17 protein-coding genes are annotated in these 15316 nt (G+C 57.3%); 13 read left to right on the plus strand and 4 right to left on the minus strand.

Going from position 1 to position 15316, the window contains the following annotated elements:
• The first annotated feature begins 75 nt into the window (after positions 1-75).
• From OHL22_RS13435 to dnaN, 11 genes are all read left to right on the plus strand, one after another.
• Positions 76-1467 (plus strand): hypothetical protein, encoded by a 1392-nt coding sequence (locus tag OHL22_RS13435; protein WP_263338123.1) that lies wholly within the window; start codon positions 76-78, stop codon positions 1465-1467.
• 102 nt (positions 1468-1569) lie between these two features.
• Positions 1570-1782, plus strand: a complete 213-nt coding sequence (locus tag OHL22_RS13440) for a PRTRC system protein C (protein ID WP_263338125.1) — start codon at positions 1570-1572, stop codon at positions 1780-1782.
• 106 nt (positions 1783-1888) lie between these two features.
• Positions 1889-2230, plus strand: a complete 342-nt coding sequence (locus OHL22_RS13445; protein ID WP_263338128.1) for a PadR family transcriptional regulator — start codon at positions 1889-1891, stop codon at positions 2228-2230.
• Entirely contained in the window at positions 2230-4899 is a 2670-nt protein-coding gene (locus OHL22_RS13450; RefSeq protein WP_263338131.1) for an ABC transporter permease, read from the plus strand. Before OHL22_RS13445 ends, OHL22_RS13450 begins: the two co-directional genes overlap by 1 nt.
• A 205-nt stretch (positions 4900-5104) precedes the next feature.
• A complete protein-coding gene (locus tag OHL22_RS13455) occupies positions 5105-6232 on the plus strand; it encodes a hypothetical protein (RefSeq protein ID WP_263338135.1) in 1128 nt (375 codons plus the stop codon).
• Positions 6189-6920, plus strand: a complete 732-nt coding sequence (locus tag OHL22_RS13460; protein ID WP_263338139.1) for a PRTRC system protein B — start codon at positions 6189-6191, stop codon at positions 6918-6920. The genes OHL22_RS13455 and OHL22_RS13460 overlap by 44 nt, the downstream gene beginning before the upstream one ends.
• A complete protein-coding gene (locus OHL22_RS13465; protein WP_263338141.1) occupies positions 6910-7734 on the plus strand; it encodes a PRTRC system ThiF family protein in 825 nt (274 codons plus the stop codon). The genes OHL22_RS13460 and OHL22_RS13465 overlap by 11 nt, the downstream gene beginning before the upstream one ends.
• A 65-nt stretch (positions 7735-7799) precedes the next feature.
• The gene (locus OHL22_RS13470; protein ID WP_263338143.1) at positions 7800-8387 is read left to right on the plus strand and encodes a PRTRC system protein E; all 588 of its coding nucleotides are present in this window, start codon (positions 7800-7802) and stop codon (positions 8385-8387) included.
• A 92-nt stretch (positions 8388-8479) separates the two neighbouring features.
• Positions 8480-9316: a DNA methyltransferase family protein gene (locus tag OHL22_RS13475; RefSeq protein WP_263338145.1), complete on the plus strand. Its 837-nt coding sequence runs from the start codon at positions 8480-8482 to the stop codon at positions 9314-9316.
• A gap of 41 nt (positions 9317-9357) precedes the next feature.
• Positions 9358-9786, plus strand: coding sequence for a hypothetical protein (locus tag OHL22_RS13480; protein ID WP_263338147.1), 429 nt, complete (start codon positions 9358-9360; stop codon positions 9784-9786).
• Positions 9787-9941: 155 nt separating this feature from the next.
• The gene (gene dnaN, locus OHL22_RS13485) at positions 9942-11102 is read left to right on the plus strand and encodes a DNA polymerase III subunit beta (protein WP_263338149.1); all 1161 of its coding nucleotides are present in this window, start codon (positions 9942-9944) and stop codon (positions 11100-11102) included.
• A 25-nt stretch (positions 11103-11127) separates the two neighbouring features.
• Here the strand turns inward: dnaN and OHL22_RS13490 are convergent, their stop codons facing one another.
• The 4 genes from OHL22_RS13490 to OHL22_RS13505 all read right to left on the minus strand — a co-directional run bounded on the left by OHL22_RS13490 (position 11128) and on the right by OHL22_RS13505 (position 14705).
• Positions 11128-11826: a hypothetical protein gene (locus OHL22_RS13490; RefSeq protein WP_263338152.1), complete on the minus strand. Its 699-nt coding sequence runs from the start codon at positions 11824-11826 to the stop codon at positions 11128-11130.
• Between the two features lie 794 nt (positions 11827-12620).
• On the minus strand, positions 12621-13172 hold the full coding sequence (locus OHL22_RS13495; RefSeq protein WP_263338155.1) for a hypothetical protein: 552 nt from the start codon (positions 13170-13172) through the stop codon (positions 12621-12623).
• A 14-nt stretch (positions 13173-13186) separates the two neighbouring features.
• Positions 13187-13819, minus strand: coding sequence for a hypothetical protein (locus OHL22_RS13500; RefSeq protein WP_263338158.1), 633 nt, complete (start codon positions 13817-13819; stop codon positions 13187-13189).
• Between the two features lie 28 nt (positions 13820-13847).
• A complete protein-coding gene (locus OHL22_RS13505; protein WP_263338161.1) occupies positions 13848-14705 on the minus strand; it encodes a hypothetical protein in 858 nt (285 codons plus the stop codon).
• Between the two features lie 103 nt (positions 14706-14808).
• Here OHL22_RS13505 and OHL22_RS13510 point away from each other — a divergent pair, with 103 nt between their 5' ends.
• A complete protein-coding gene (locus OHL22_RS13510; RefSeq protein ID WP_263338163.1) occupies positions 14809-14952 on the plus strand; it encodes a hypothetical protein in 144 nt (47 codons plus the stop codon).
• A 29-nt stretch (positions 14953-14981) separates the two neighbouring features.
• Positions 14982-15293 carry a hypothetical protein gene (locus OHL22_RS13515; RefSeq protein ID WP_263338165.1) on the plus strand — a complete coding sequence of 104 codons (312 nt, stop codon included), beginning with the start codon at positions 14982-14984 and terminating at the stop codon, positions 15291-15293.
• Positions 15294-15316: the final 23 nt, after the last annotated feature.

Here is a 15316-nt window from a genome sequence, read left to right on the forward strand (position 1 = left end):
CAGCTTTCCCCTGGTGTGGTCTGGACTGTTGTAGATTCGGCTCCTGGCATGCTGGAATGAAGGAGAAGGCCCTCAATGGACGTTCCCCCGGAGAACCAGGAATCTCGCGCAGATCGGTCCAAAGCCGAGCTTGACGCTGTGCTGAATGCGCTGATCCCCAGTTCGTTGCTCTATCTCCGAAAGAGTCTTGACGATTTGGACCAGATGCAACGCAAAGAGCTGTTGCGCGATGTCTACGGACCTGGTGACCTAGAACTGCGACTAGCCAATCTCCACCTCGTACTCCCTCTCCTGCATAAAGCTCGCGGCAAAGATGCGAGACAGTTCCTCCTGGGGGTTTTCCTGCCATGGGTCGGAATCCGTAGACGGCTTGCGATCAACCGAAATCGGATTCTTGACGAATTCGCCAAGACCGGCTCCTACACGCCGGGCACGCACGAAGAATATGCGCATCTCGTAAATATCTATCGCAGCATCGTGGCTGATCTGATCGACCCGTACTTGACCCTTCTTGTAGCCTCCTATCAGTTTGTGGAAGGGAGCTTCACAGATCTCGAGGCCGCAAACTTCGGCCAGGGCGAACGCAATAAGGACGAGTACCTTACGGCCAGGATCAAGAACGAAGATCCCCAAGTCCGGATATTGTCCGGGTATAGCCCGCTCGTCCGAAATGCGGTCTCGCACAGCGGATCTCACGGCGTCACGTATCAATCGGGAAGCGTGCTCTTCCGCAATATCAAGAGAGGAGCCGCGCGTGCGGTCGACACTGCTGAGTGGACGGAGGATGAGCTCCTTAACAACATCACCAGCCTGCACGAATGCATTCTCTCGATTGACGCGGCCGTGGGAATCTTCGGACTCGACATAGTTGATCTGTTGGAGAGTGACTGGGAACTCCGCTCTCAAGCCCTTCACTATGCCACGTCTCCGGAAGAACAAGCCATGATGCGGGCAAAGAGCGAGGCAACGCTCGATCAGATTAGAAGCGCTAACGACATGAGTGTTGAGGACAAGCTCAAGGCGCTCATGTCTGTGCTCAAGAAGAATTGCTCTCTGAGAGAGATGCCGCTGCGAGGGATCAGATATTCCTCCGAGCGAAAAGTTCTCAGGGTGGAGGTTCCAGCCGCAGGCCTCGACGATTCTGACGATCAACAGATACGTGATCGAGTGATGAGGCTGAGCCGCTATGCGATAGTCGCCGAAGCCGTGTATGGCCAGTTGGCCGATGTCTATGAAGTTGCAGAGATCCACGAAGACGGCCGCGCACAGGTGATCACTGGATTCAAGCGCGACCTACTGCACGAGTATGGTGAACATCGCACAGGCCTGCTGGACCTCATCCACGAAGCGACGATTTATGTCAATGGCAGCCGTGTGAGCATATCCGTCGATTTCGAGGAAGTCCGCAAAAAGGAACGCGAGTCGCTCGGAGAAACCTTTCCGAGACGCGATCGCTCGGTCAAGTAGCGCACTGCGAACAGTCTCAGCCAGTTCGCGCAAGAAACCTGCTTCCATCGCAAGAAGCAGTTCAATTCCCAACAATCCAAACACCAGAAAAGGAGCTCTGGCATGGCCAGTCTCACTGCGTCCGCTCTTCGCCGCGAGTTCGTCTACAACGGCACCGTCATCCCTGATCCCAACCCCTCACTGTCCCCTGAGCAAGTGCGGGATACGCTGGTCGCGGCCTATCCAGAGATCGCCACCGCTGCGCTGTCCGGCCCGGAAGTCAAGAGTGACTCTGCCCGCTACACCTTCAGCCGTGCGATTGGGAGCAAAGGCTAGCTCGACTCTCTTTTCGTACCAGACTCGACCCCATCGACTAAACCTGCAAGCTCCTATTGCACCCCCATATGAAAATTTGGTATATATGGGAGTCCAAGAGGAAAGAATGGGAACCAAGAATGATGTGTGGCTGGGGACGTTGTCGCTCATGGTGCTTCGCACGCTTTCGACCATGGGGCCTCAACACGGATATGGACTCGCCAGACGGATCGAGCAGACCAGCGGGGACAAGCTGCAACTGAATTACGGAACTCTTTATCCGGCCCTTCTAAAGCTGGAACAGGATGGTGCGATCCGATCGGAATGGGGAATTTCAGACAATAATCGCCGGGCGAAGTTCTACAAGATCACGCAAGTGGGCCGAAAGCACTTGGAGCGCGAAACTCGCAATTGGCAGGAAACGACTGCGATTCTGGCCCGTTTCCTTGCGCCGGCTGAGGAGGTCTGATGATGACGCTGCGAGGAGCGTGGAGGCGTCTTTGCACGGCGCTCGGCGCCAAGGATCGGGACGGCGATGTTGGAGATGAACTGGATAGTCTCTTGCAAATGCACATCGACGATCTGCGACGTACAGGAGTAACCGAGGAAGAGGCTCGACGCAGAGCCCTGATCGAACTGGGAGGCATGGAACAGGTTCGACAGGTGGTTCGAGACCGGCGTGGTTTACCTTCCCTAGAAGGATGGGCACGCGACGTGAAGTACGCCATGCGTACGCTAATGAGAACGCCCGGTTTCAGCCTCGTCGCGATCCTGGTCATGGCGCTTGGAATAGGAACCAGCGTTGCCCTGTTTACTGTTGTGCGCTCTGTGCTCCTTCGCCCCCTGCCCTTTCCACGTCCTGATCGCTTGGTCACGCTGTACAGTCACGACGAGCGATCGCAGCCCGGCACCGGTAATTTAACAGCTCCGGGAGATTTCTACGACTGGGAGAAGGTCTCGCACGGCTATGAGCAGATGGCGATCTGGAGATGGAGTGGGTACAACATGTCCAGCAACGGTGGGGACCTTCCTGAGTTCCTCAACGCAGGCACCTGTTCGTGGAATCTGTTTGCGACGCTTGGCGTCAATCCAGCGCTGGGCCGATTGTCAACGCCGACAGACGACCAGATTGGTGCGGAACCGACCGTGATCCTGTCCTGGAGCTTCTTCAAACGACGGTTTAACGGTGATCCGGGAATTCTCGGCAGAACGATTCGCCTGAACAGCCGAATGTACACCGTGATCGGAGTACTGCCGGAGTGGTTTCAATATCCCGATCCGAAGATTCAACTATGGGTTCCGTGGCAAGTCGATGTAACCACGGACCAGGTTCTGACCCACTTCAACCACATCTTTCATGTCGTGGCGCGACTCAAAGATGGCGCTTCCGCTTTTGCGGCCCTTCAGGAAGTCAGCGCCGTCGAGCAGCAGCTCTATACGCGATTACGCGGATCAGGGCCGATGGAGCAAGACGTCGTCGCAATACCACTGCTTGAAGATGTCGTGGGCGATGTGAAGACCCCACTCTACGTGTTGCTGGCGGCGGTAGTCTGCTTACTGTCAATTGCGTGTCTCAACCTCTCGAACTTGCTTGTGGCGCGGTCAGCTGCACGCAGGCGTGAAATGGCCATTCGCAGCGCATTAGGAAGCAGCCGTCTTTCTATGATCCGACAACAATTGACGGAGAGCCTCTTGATTTGCCTCGCTGGCGGAGGTCTCGGCGTGCTGCTTGCAGTGGGTGCAACAAGGTGGTTAGTAGGGCACTGGACCGAGCTACCACGCGCCTACGATGTCCGTCCCGACGGGCTTGCCGTCAGCTTCGCGTTGGCGATCACATTGCTGGCTGGAATTCTAGCTGGCCTGCTACCAGCGATTTCGTCGACCGGCGGTCCTATCCTGGCGGCTTTGCAGGATGGTTCGCGAGGTGTTGGAGGAAATGCAGCGCGCGTTTCGCTACGCCGAGCCCTGCTGACTGCGGAAGTGGCACTGACTGTCGTTCTGCTCATCGCCGCCGGACTGCTGTTCAAGAGCTTTGTGCGGCTACGAACGGTCGATCTCGGCTGCACGACGAAGCACGTGTTGACTATGACGTATTTTCTGCGCGGAGAGAAGTATTCGAAGCCGGAACAGATTGTCGACTTCGATACGCAGTTGCTGGATAAAGTGCGGCATCTGCCAGGTGTCGAAGCCGCCGGACTGACGAATGTGGTCCCGGGCGGTGGATACTACGGCGATCATGAGGTCTGGATTCCCGAGCATCCTGCGGAGGCAACCGGAGTCCATCGGTTTGCAGCGTACCGCACTGCGGATCCGGGCTATTTTTCCGCAATGCAGATTCGTCTGGTCCGTGGACGGTTCTTTTCCGACGATGAGCGCATGGAGCGGGACAAATTCGTGATTGTGAACGAGGAATTGGTGAGGCAGTACTTTCCGGGCGACGAAAATCCAATCGGAAAACATCTGCGTGTCGAGTGGAGGACGCCGGAAGGCGAGAGCTACGAGATTGTCGGTGTCGTCGGCAATACGATCTACGAGATTGGCAAGCCGGTTCGCCCAATGATGTGGTTTCCGATTCTTTCGGGCATCCCAGGAAATTCAGGCGACTCAGTGCTGGTGGTGCGCTCGGCGCGAGATGTATTGCCGCTCGGAGTTCCCATTCAAAGGCTCATCGCGTCACTCGACCGAAATCTTCCTGTCAAGAATGTTCTTACCATGGATCAAATCGTCGGGGAGTCGACGGCGAATTCGAGTTTCAGCGCGACCCTGGTATTGAGCTTTGCGGCACTGTCTTTGTTGCTGGCGGCGGTGGGCCTCTACGGCGTGCTTGCCTATCTGGTGACCCAGCGTACCGTGGAGATCGGTATCCGTATGGCTTTGGGAGCAAAACGCGAAGGAGTATTGCGGCTCATGCTCTTGGACGGCCTGCGACCTGCGGCGCTCGGTCTCGTCCTCGGCGTCGCAGCCAGTTTGGGCGTGACGCGTCTTATCAGCTCCGTGCTTTACGGAACAAGCCCGCTCGACCCCGCGGTATATCTCTCGGTTATCGCAACCCTGCTGCTTTCCGCAACGTTCGCCTGCCTCCTTCCAGCTTGGAAAGCCGCCAGGATCGACCCGATTTGCGCCCTGCGCACCGAGTAGAGAGAGGAAATCAATGGTTGGATTCGAATGCCCGCTCGGCGCGCGTTAGCCGCGACGCTGGAGTATTGAATCGATCCCTGCTCCGAAGAAAGGGCCATATGCCTCACAAACGGCCGCCGAAGTCACGCACAGTCCTCGACGAGCTTCGTGCGCTCGAGCATACTCCACCGAAGAAGGCCAATCGCCTGATCGCGAGGCACCTCCAATGCGAAGAATCCATCAGGCTCTCCCATGCCGTCGCCGAAGCGGCACGAAGGTCCCTAGCCAAGTCAGCCTCAATCCTGACAGCTCCAACCGAGCTACTCCCTCCTCTGGCCTGATGCTTCTCGGAGTTGGCTCGGGCGAGACGCTGCCAGCTCTCGGCTCCGTGCCCTCGACATATCAAATCGAAACAAACGGAGAGCTTCTTTACCGCTTGTGCGTTGCGCTTGTAGAGCGGAAGCTTGTCGACGAACAGTTGTGGCTCGCATCTGGAAAGATTCCTGTCGTCTTCGCGCGCAACGCAATCGACAAAATGATCGAACAACTTTGCGGCGACATTTTCAAGGACAACCTTGAATACGCCTGTGAGATCCGAGATCACTTCGGGGATGGCTACCATCGTGGTGAGAGCGTCGGCACCGGCAAACTCGTGGCGCAATTCGACCTACAGACGGCCGGCTTTCTCATCATCGGCGCGGCAATGCAGGAACTCGATAACCAGGACCCGTGCCTCGGTGCGGCCTTCTACCTTGTCCTTGGCCGCGCCTTGCGGCGATGGATGCCCATCTACGACCATTTTGCTGCCGAGTGGTACAACGAGCGGCTTCACGAAATGATGGAGGAGGACGACCCCGAAAGCCGCGACAATTACGAGTTCCCACCGGTGGAGGAAGCAACTCCGCCTTCAGTGAAAATCGTCGATCAGTGGGACATTCGGGCGGCCCGCAGGCTCTTGCGACAACACCTGAAGGGTGCCCATGGCGCCTGGATCGAGAAGCTCTTTAACGTCATGCGTCTGTCGCGCCTCAGGAGCGACGCTGTCCGTCTCGAGCAGGAGTATGACGACCTGCCCGTTCCCAGTGTCCTGATCGTCTTTCGAGACAACGACGCGATCCACGCGTGCTGGGATTACGAAGCGGAGCACTACAACGAGGCCAGCAACGAACCGGCGTGCACGGTAGCGTTCCGTCCAGACCATCCGGAGGAGTTCGATGCCGCGCTGCGCACCATGCACATCTTTCTCAGACTGAACATGGAACTCGCCGGGCTGGTCAACCTGCTAAACGACTGGGAGAAGCAACATGCACGTGAGCCTAGAGATCGGACAGAACCGGCACTTCGAGCTGCGTGAAGCTCTCCTGATCTACCACTCAACGGACCGTCACTACTGGGAGATGGGGAACACGTTTGTGACTCACCATCCAGTGGCGACAAAGGGCACGAAGAAGCCGGAGTTGGGGCCAGCGAATCCGCTAACTGTCGACTTTCTGCAGTCGCTGCTCCACTCGCTCGGTGGCCAAATCCCCATCGAGTTCCTCCCCGACAACGTGATGGCACGTACCGATCGAACGATCGCCTGGTGGACGCCGGCGCAGATACGGCCGATGTTCTTTGGCGACACGCAGGGGGATCTTCAAGGGATCAACGGCCGCAACTTTCCGCAGCCGGCGCTGATATGGCTGACCCAGGATAGTTCGCTTTTCGTGCGGGCGCTCAAGGAGAACCGCCGCCCCTCCGCGGCAAGCGGGCTCTCGGTTGCCCCCTACTGGAATCTCTATGAAAGCGGCAGCGTGTGCATCGGATCGATGCGCGCTCCAAAGGTCTCAACCGTCGCTTCTATCGGGCAATGGGAGAAGAGCTTCTATGAGAGCGAGTTCACGCACGGCAACGTAGGACGCGTAACACGTCATGCGGGCGGTTTTGAGGGACTGTGGAAAGAATTGGCGGACAAAGATGCGTTCCCGGTGGAGCAACTGATTGAACTCCCGGAAACAGCTGAGGAGTTTCTTCAACAAAAGAGGCGCAGCAATGATTATTGAACACGCTCTTGCCGAATCGCTGCGCAAGTCTTCGCAACCGATCAGCCTTCTCGTCATTGGCGCCGGAGGGAACGGCAGCGCCGTTTTCCTTCATCTCCCTTATCTGCACCAAGCCCTGCGCGTGTGGGGACATGCGGGCCTGAGCGTGACGCTTGCCGACGGCGACATGGTGTCAGAAACCAATTGTGTCCGTCAGCCATTTGCCAGCTCAGACATCGGGCTAAACAAAGCGATTGTGCTGGTGAATCGCGTGAACCTCTTCTGGGGCCTCACCTGGCAAGCCTTTCCCCACCACTTTCGCAAGGATTCGTTGAAGGACCATACTGCCCAGCCGCAACTGGTGATCAGCTGCGTCGACACACGCGCCGCCCGCGAAACGATCGCGCACGTCCTAACCAGATCTGGGAGCCACATCACCTATTGGCTCGACCTCGGGAACAATGCGGCCAGCGGTCAATTCGTTCTCGGCCAGCCCGCGAACGGCCGCAATCGTCGCATTGGATCACGATTGCGTACCGTCGTTGAGCTTTACCCCGAGATCGCTGCTCCCCAGATTGGAGAAGATCCACTGCCCAGTTGCAGCGCGGCCGAGGCGTTAGAGCGCCAGGAGCCTTACATCAACCATGTGTTGGCAACCAGCGCTCTAGCAATGCTGGCGCGACTCTTCCGTTACGGAGCCATCGCGCACCACGGCGCGTTCTACAACGCGGCCACGGGCCGTATGAGCACGATTCCTGTAGACCCCGGTCTCTGGAAAACAATCCGGAGACGGTCTCGAAGACTCCTCCAGTCCGCGAAGAAGCGAGCCGCATAGCGGGGCCGCCTCCTCACCCAGGAGACAACACCACTTCACAATTCCATTCACAGGAAGGTAGAACCATGTTCAAGGAACTGGCTCCTCTGCTTCAGCAGCGCTCCCTCGTCATTCTGGCCAATCCACTCGAAGGCGATGTCATTCGCGTGATCGTCATGCCCAAGAGGCTCAACGATAGCGAGAACGCTGCGCTTTCCACTCCAGTCAGCGTCACTGGGACGCCGGCGGAACTCGACGAGCAGTTGCCATCCACATTGACGCAATTTGTCGGAGCACACCTCGACCTCAAGAACACCCTTGAGATCGCCAAAGAAGAGATGGCCGAAGCAGCCAAGGCTGCGCGGCAGGGAGCGAAGGCCAAGACGGCTTCGAAACCGGAGACCTCCGGATCGCCGGGAGCAAAGACCGCCGAGACGAAGCCAGCAAAGGAGGCTGTGAAGCCTGAGCAGCCGAAGAAACCGGCGATACCGACGACTGCCAACCTGTTCGATTTTGGTGCGGCGCCAACGGCTGCGTCAGTTGCTGCTGCGCCTGCCACCACGTCCGCTGCCGCTCCGGTCGAATCGAGCGACGACGCGCAAGACGACGAAGAGATTCTGGCTGAGATTGCGGAGAACGAACCGTCGGACGACGAGCTTGATCCCGCCGCCTAATCTAAAGCAGCCGCAGGTGTGGAGCGTCCCCGTCAGGCCTGCGCCCTCATCCTCTTCCCGAACTAATCTCAAGCCGCACCGCGGAGGTTCTCATGCGCCTTGCTACGCACGCGGAGAATCCCGCGGAATTCGACGTCAACCGGTTTGTTCTTGAGCACGGACGGATGCCGTTTTTGAGCGACCCGATCCCACCCTGGAGCTATCGAGGCTGGCTCCTGTTTCAAGTTCAATTCGCCGATGCACATCCCGGAGCGCCTGGACGGTGGATTCACTACCTGCGCACCTTCGAGGCAGGACGCCTGCTCGACGAACCTATCCCGCGCATCGAGTTCAGCTCGATGCCTTTCCCAGCCGGGCTGAAGATGATCGAAAAATGCGTCGAGCTGTTGTCCTATCGCGACTCATCCTGGACCGCATTTGAGAAGTTCGTTGCATGGCTGGCGTGGGGGCTCTCCGTCTCAAAGGTCATGCCCGAGATCGAGCAAGCTACCTCGGAGGCTCTCTATCGCACTTTCAATTTCGAGCCTCTGATCCTCCACCCACATGACTACCTGGGCCACTATCTTGCCGAGCGGAGAAGCAAGGGGTGGAACCCCAACGCGTACTATCCGACGCCGCACTCTCTGTGCGATGCGATGGCGATGATGGTGTTCGAAGGCGGAGAGACGCCTCGTAGTGATCCCCGCCTCCGGCTGGTACAGGAACCGGCGGTTGGAACTGGCAGGATGCTGCTCTCCGCCAGCAATTACTCGTATCGCCTCTTCGGGATGGACATCGACAGACTTGTCGTGAGTATTTGCCTTTGCAACGGAGCCTTCTACGCGCCCTGGCTGTCTTTCCCGTTTCCGGAAAAGATCCTCGACGCTTCGAGGGCTCCCTCTGGGGAGTTGGAGACGCAAGATCGCGGAACTCTCCCGAGAGCAGCATGAGAAGGATCGGCGGCGGAACACTTCATAAACGGAGGCATACGATGGCCGATTGGTGCGGTACTGCACGCAGCAACTATTTTCAAGTTCGGGATGAAATCGCCTTTCGCGCATGGGCCGAGAAACGCAACCTGCAGGTGTTTGAAGCACCCCGCACCACAGAATCACCTGCTCTCCTTGGGATTTACTCAGAAGACGAGTATGGAGGGTGGCCCTCCTCAGATGTTGAACTCGAGGAAGAAACAGGCGACGGCTCAATCGATCTCTATGCAGAGCTGGCTCGTCATCTCACCGAGGAGCAGATCGCGGTGCTCATGGAGATCGGTGCAGAGAAGCACCGTTATCTGACAGGAATCGCCGTCGCCGTCGATCATACGGGCAGAACGGTCGAAGTCACGCTCGACGACGTCTACCAGCGCGCCGCAACTGAGTTTCAGTCCGATGTACATCGGATCACTCGTTGCAGCTACTGAAGCTCAGAGGCTGTACGGTCAGCGCTTAGCCACTTCCGATCAACAACCATCCAAAACGGTCAATCATTGTCCAATCTTCGCGCCGGCACGGCGGGAGCCCGCGCGGCGTGGATGAGCTGTGCTCGTCCCGCCACCATCGAAAGGAAAGCACGCAAATGGCTTCTTCGAACACTACACCTAAGACCGACACACCGCTCATGGAAGTGAGCGTCGACCGCAACAATCTCCTCGCTGAGGTTACGATCGCAGCGCGCATCAGCGAGACCAAGACCACGCAGCCGATCCTTACGCACTTGCTGCTCGAAGCGAGCGCAGACGGCAGGCTCTCGATCAGCACCACTGATCTGACGCGCTCGCTGAAGACAGAATGCCCGGCGCAGATCAAGGTTACAGGTACCGCGGCCGTGCCCGCGCAGCAATTCCTGGATTACTTGAAACTGCTGCCCAGTGGCCCCGTTCATTTCAAGGTTCTGGCGAATTCCCATCTCCAGGTGAACGCCGGCAGTTCACGTACACGTATGCCGGGACGCGCGCCCTCCGAGTTTCCGAAGATGCCCTCCCCGTCAGGGCACGCTATCGGTCTCAATTGCCGCGTACTGCGGACGCTCGTGCGTCAGAGTCTTTTCGCGGTCTCGACCGGCGAAGATCGCTACCTGTTGAGGGCTGCCCAATTGCTTTTGCGTCCTGACCGCGCAGGCATGGTCGCGACCGATGGGCATAGACTGTCGTTCGTCGTGGTTCCGGAAGAGGGCATTCCAGTCGAAAACGTCCAGAAATCGCTGATCCCGCGCGAGTGTCTCACCGATTTGCTCGCCCTGCTGTCGGCGACGAAGGAAGAGAAGCTGCAATTCAGCGAGGATGAGGCCAACCTCTTCTTCCGCATTGGCTCGCGCCAGTTAAGTGCTCGAAAGCTCGTAGGGCAGTTTCCGAACTACGAGGGCGTCATGCCGAAAGACCTCCCCAACTCGACGGTGGTTCGGTCGGCCGACCTGTTGACCTCCATTCAGCGTGTGCTCGAGTTCGCGGATGCTCGCTCGAACGGGGTGAGACTTCACCTCGCCGAGAACACGCTCACCATCAGTTCCTCGACCCCGGAGCTTGGCGAATCGGAAGAGACGCTGGCTGTGAGCTACAGCAGCGAGCCGCTCACTGTGGGGTTCAACGGCAGCTATCTGGTGGAGTTCCTCCGCACCATCGGAGAGAAGGGGGCGATGCGACTCTCATTCAAGGATGGGAACACCGCGGGGATGCTTGTTCCAGAGAGCATGAACCTCGAGTACCAGCAGCGCTACGTCGTCATGCCGATGCGGACCTAGACGACCCCACGCTCGATCATGACAATCAGGGCTTGCGGCGCCCGCTCTTGATCATCCTGACACTTTCATCGAGAATCGGCTGCTCCAGCGTGCCGCTAAGCACAATGGGATTCCCTGAGCCACGCACGAAACAAGTGTTGCGCAGTGGAGCCGGCAGCGCCTTGCCGGCGTTCAGGGCGAATGCAAGGCCAGGCATCGGGAATTTTGACACAAAGAGATCGCCACGCCACTCACCCAATGGCTCGTGGGTCAGGTAACGGATCCCGCTCGGTTCACGCACGACAACGTTCAGAGTAACGTCGACGGGAAAGCCAGCGATTCCGAGGAGGAACTGCCGAACGGGCTCCTCATACGGACCGAGCGGAACCGGGCAGGTTCCATCCCGTTTCCAGGGATGAATCGATCCCCTCCAGAACATGCTGACCGCGAAATAGGTCAGCGCGGCTTGGTTGATTTCGGGTATCTGCGCGGCGGAATAAACCTTTGTCGAGGAAATTGAGGGATTGTATGCGACCGGCACCCGGGACGCGAGAATGGCTGCGAGCGGAAACGTGCCATCGTTCCTCAGGCCATGCGTGAAAACCCATCGTTCACCGTTGCTTGAGAATCGCTGCTCACAATCCCGGCAAAGCAGCGGCGCCTTCACCTGACGTGAGGTCTGTTTTGCAGAGCTGGGAGTGACTTCCCAGGGATTTGGATTCCCTGGGCTGGACTTGCTCCGCATGGCTCTGTAGACGGCCGCGGGCAGGAAATGACTGCTCTGGAGCTCTACACCGTCCGTGAGGCACAACTTACATTTTCCAATCATTGGGCTGAGACTATTATCCCGCTTTCAGCAGGTTCTACGCCGTCGTGACTCAGCCCCGAGTCTCTCCGCGGTCTGCGATAAACTAGGAGTCTGAGGCTTGGGGGCAAAGGTCGTCTTACTAGCCTCGATGTGGGTCTCGATTGGGGGAGTTGGTACTGCTCACGTCGCCGCGCATATTTCTGCAAAAGCACAGGAGACAGCACACATGACAATCTCAATCAATAGCGACGTCAGAAGCAATTCGAGGAATACTTCCCACTGCAGAACCAGCAATCACGGTGCGCGCAGTCACGGGAAGAGACAGCCTCGGCCTGCACGCAATTCTGGCAACGCGAAAACCGGGTGGATGGGAGCGGCGTTGCTGCGGGGCCGTGGTGGTATCAGCGCTCCCCCAATCGAAGGACTGCATTGAATCGCCAAGTGGCGGCCGCCCAATGAGCAACGAATGAGGTTCGATTCCTCACCCCGCTCCAATCTCTAGCGGCCCGCTCCGAAGGCGGGCCGCTTGCTTTTTGCCTCCAGATTGCACATTCTTCGGGGGAGGCCAGCAGAATGCTCTGACATCAGCTTAAGGCGTCATATTCAGACCATGCCCACCCCTCCAGCCTCCGTCGTTTTCGCGATCCACAACGGCAGAGGCATCTATGCCCTCTGCCGGGCTCGGCATCGGCCGGCGCAGAAGTACCAACTGGCTCGGATGTAAGCATCGATCACTTCACAAACGCTGCAGCCGCGGAACCCACGGTCCCAAGAATCCCCAGAATCAGTTTGGTAAGCGTTTCGACTCGCTTTACCGAGTCTGGCTTAAGTGATATGAGAGACGACAACAGATCAATCAACTTTTGCCGAGCATAGATTGCCGCGATGATTCCGGGAATGGTAATCAGGAATATGACACCATAAAGAAGACCATAGCGTTGCAGATGTTGCTGCTGCTGATAGAAATCGTCGGGCACATTGCCAATACTGGCAACAGTGACGTAGACACTCTTCGACACAATTTGGAGAGCACCCTTGAACACGAGGGCGAGAAAGAGGCACAGTGCGGGCAGCAAAGATGCAACCGTCAATTGTTTCGCAGTTGGCGGGCGCGGAACATCGATAGTTAGGCCAAGCACGAGAGTAAAGACGATCCAGAGTGTCATTCCGACTTCGGGAGTGATGTCATGGCGGGTTAGTGCGAGTCCTTCGAATGCGGCGATAAAACACGCCAAAGCAACGGACCCGAGATAGCTGCTCGTATCGTGGGGTTTGGCTGGCATATTCATGGTCCCTCCTAGTATTGGAACGCGTTGCTCTCAATTAAGCCTTGCACATACAAACTTGGGGTGGGAGAAAGGAATCGGGTAGGCTCGGCGATTCCAATCTGGCGCACGATTGACGCCAGATAACTCACGCAGTCAGACGACAACAACTCATATCGCTTATTTACCCATAGTTTGCCTTGGCTGAGAGTCGCCTCATAAGTTGCCCGATCTACTCTCACAATCAATATCTCGGAAATGCTCTCGACATCCCGATGCTTGATGAGACCCGCCGCGTCGTCTTCAAGTTGACCAGCGGTGCCAGTTGCGACTTTCGTTCGCAAAAAGAGGGGTGAAGGATAAAAACCGATCATCTGGTTTTCGTTCTGATCGTCGGCGCGGGTTGCGGGGCGATAGAACCAGGACACGAGCGCGTGGCCGAAGATCGATCCCCCCTTTCGATATGAAAAGGTGATCCCATAATAATCGCGGTCCGCCTTGTCAGACCGTTTGTCGAGACTGTAAACGAGGACCGGTGGTGAACCGGCTCCGAAAACAACGGACACACCGACGGCGGACGTAAGGGTGCAGAGGGTAATAAGAATCGCGACAGCATGGCCTCGAAAAAGAAGGTGAATTCTCTTAAGACCCGTGGCAGCGAGCATGACTCAAATCTCCGTGCCTGTCTGGCCGCTACTTCCGTTTCGACGGCGTCTTGGGGTTCACCGCCACATTGCGGTATTCGTAGATGATCTCTCCGTCGACGATGGACTCCTGCATGTGCAACACATCCTCCGACACCATGACCAGGTATCGGGTTGACGCCACCGGAAAGCCTGCAAGAATGCCTCCGGTGTAGCTTCTGGCTTGCTTGAATGCAGCCTCGCATTGTGACCTCAGCTGTTCCTGGGATCGCACAATCTTCCACTCGGTGAGCACCAGCCCGTGAGAAGAACGCCTAATATCATCGTTCACTATCATCGGTTCGTTCACAACCAGATCCGTCTGCTCACCAGTACCGACTGCCTTGAAAGCCCAGATGCCGTGGAGGAGGAGTTGGCACGCTCCCAGCTTTTCGCACGCTGTTTCGCCTGCCTTGTACGCGGCTGTCCAGCGTTCACGGACAGCATCGTCGGCCACAATGCTGCGCTGTAGATGGAGAAAGGATCGCACGGCGAGGCTTCGAGTGAGCTCATCGACGTCTGCAATCAAGTGGTCGAATTCAATGCGGAATGACTCCAGGGTCGTAATGGCAACCGTAACGCCAGAAAACCCGTTGGGCTTGGGGGAAACTTTCTGCGTCGGCAATATGTAGAACCGACCGTCGTAGGCGCGGACAAAATTCTCAATGCACTGGAACGCCTGAGGTCGAAAAACCTTTGCATAACGATCGCGAAAAACGACCACATCTTTTGCGGTGCGCGTGGCGTTTTGAATGAGGTCCTCAGACACGGAATAATCGTCGTTCTCCCGCGTCTGGAGAAAAAACGTCCCCGCTCCCACCAGCCCCGTGATCCTCGCGCTTATCGCCTGCCACTCCGTGATCCACATCGGTTACGATCCCACCTTCATCGTTATCACTTAAGAATACGCAAAATCTTGGGCGGGGGCCGCGGGACGATCAGCGGTCACCGCACTCGTGAGGAGTTCCCCAATGCTGAAAACTGCCATCATCGAATTCATCGCTGCGATGTACTCAACGACTGTCAGCGAAGTCCAGAAGGACGTTGAGTCGCTGAAGCGAGCCGAAGAAGCCCTCGACCAATTCTGCGAGGCAATGACAGATGCGGGCTACTAGCCGTCATCATTCAAATCAGAGGTGTCATCATGTCCGGAAACAGCGCAGGCCGTCTCATCGACGACAGCAACCACGCACGGAGTGGGAAAGGCGTCAAAGTCACACTCGATTTCACGATTGACCTTTCGCTTGTCCGAAAGCAGAAGCGCGCCCTAATCGGCCTGAGCGAAGGGTCAACTGTCACCTTCGACCAGCAAGAAGCGGCAGAGGGCATGCTCAACATGATCGATTACATCCAGGACGCAATCCTTGAGCAGGGACTGGCTTCCGAAGAAGAGGTCTATCCCAAATTGCCCCAGCTCTTCGAGTCGCAACCCTCGATCCTGATCGATGCCGCCTGAAGATTCTTCATGTCCAACAAGCA

It is taken from the genome of Acidicapsa dinghuensis (assembly GCF_025685685.1).
Lineage (GTDB): Bacteria > Acidobacteriota > Terriglobia > Terriglobales > Acidobacteriaceae > Acidicapsa > Acidicapsa dinghuensis.

Excerpts from the sequence above, each read along its gene's own strand:
- dnaN (WP_263338149.1), top strand. The coding sequence starts at position 9,942 with ATGGCTTCTTCGAACACTACACCTAAGACCGACACACCGCTCATGGAA.
- OHL22_RS13510 (WP_263338163.1), top strand. The coding sequence starts at position 14,809 with ATGCTGAAAACTGCCATCATCGAATTCATCGCTGCGATGTACTCAACG.
- OHL22_RS13435 (WP_263338123.1), top strand. The coding sequence starts at position 76 with ATGGACGTTCCCCCGGAGAACCAGGAATCTCGCGCAGATCGGTCCAAA.
- OHL22_RS13505 (WP_263338161.1), bottom strand. The coding sequence starts at position 14,705 with ATGTGGATCACGGAGTGGCAGGCGATAAGCGCGAGGATCACGGGGCTG.
- OHL22_RS13500 (WP_263338158.1), bottom strand. The coding sequence starts at position 13,819 with ATGCTCGCTGCCACGGGTCTTAAGAGAATTCACCTTCTTTTTCGAGGC.
- OHL22_RS13440 (WP_263338125.1), top strand. The coding sequence starts at position 1,570 with ATGGCCAGTCTCACTGCGTCCGCTCTTCGCCGCGAGTTCGTCTACAAC.
- OHL22_RS13470 (WP_263338143.1), top strand. The coding sequence starts at position 7,800 with ATGTTCAAGGAACTGGCTCCTCTGCTTCAGCAGCGCTCCCTCGTCATT.
- OHL22_RS13450 (WP_263338131.1), top strand. The coding sequence starts at position 2,230 with ATGATGACGCTGCGAGGAGCGTGGAGGCGTCTTTGCACGGCGCTCGGC.
- OHL22_RS13455 (WP_263338135.1), top strand. The coding sequence starts at position 5,105 with ATGCGAAGAATCCATCAGGCTCTCCCATGCCGTCGCCGAAGCGGCACG.
- OHL22_RS13465 (WP_263338141.1), top strand. The coding sequence starts at position 6,910 with ATGATTATTGAACACGCTCTTGCCGAATCGCTGCGCAAGTCTTCGCAA.
- OHL22_RS13475 (WP_263338145.1), top strand. The coding sequence starts at position 8,480 with ATGCGCCTTGCTACGCACGCGGAGAATCCCGCGGAATTCGACGTCAAC.
- OHL22_RS13445 (WP_263338128.1), top strand. The coding sequence starts at position 1,889 with ATGGGAACCAAGAATGATGTGTGGCTGGGGACGTTGTCGCTCATGGTG.
- OHL22_RS13490 (WP_263338152.1), bottom strand. The coding sequence starts at position 11,826 with ATGCGGAGCAAGTCCAGCCCAGGGAATCCAAATCCCTGGGAAGTCACT.
- OHL22_RS13495 (WP_263338155.1), bottom strand. The coding sequence starts at position 13,172 with ATGCCAGCCAAACCCCACGATACGAGCAGCTATCTCGGGTCCGTTGCT.
- OHL22_RS13515 (WP_263338165.1), top strand. The coding sequence starts at position 14,982 with ATGTCCGGAAACAGCGCAGGCCGTCTCATCGACGACAGCAACCACGCA.
- OHL22_RS13480 (WP_263338147.1), top strand. The coding sequence starts at position 9,358 with ATGGCCGATTGGTGCGGTACTGCACGCAGCAACTATTTTCAAGTTCGG.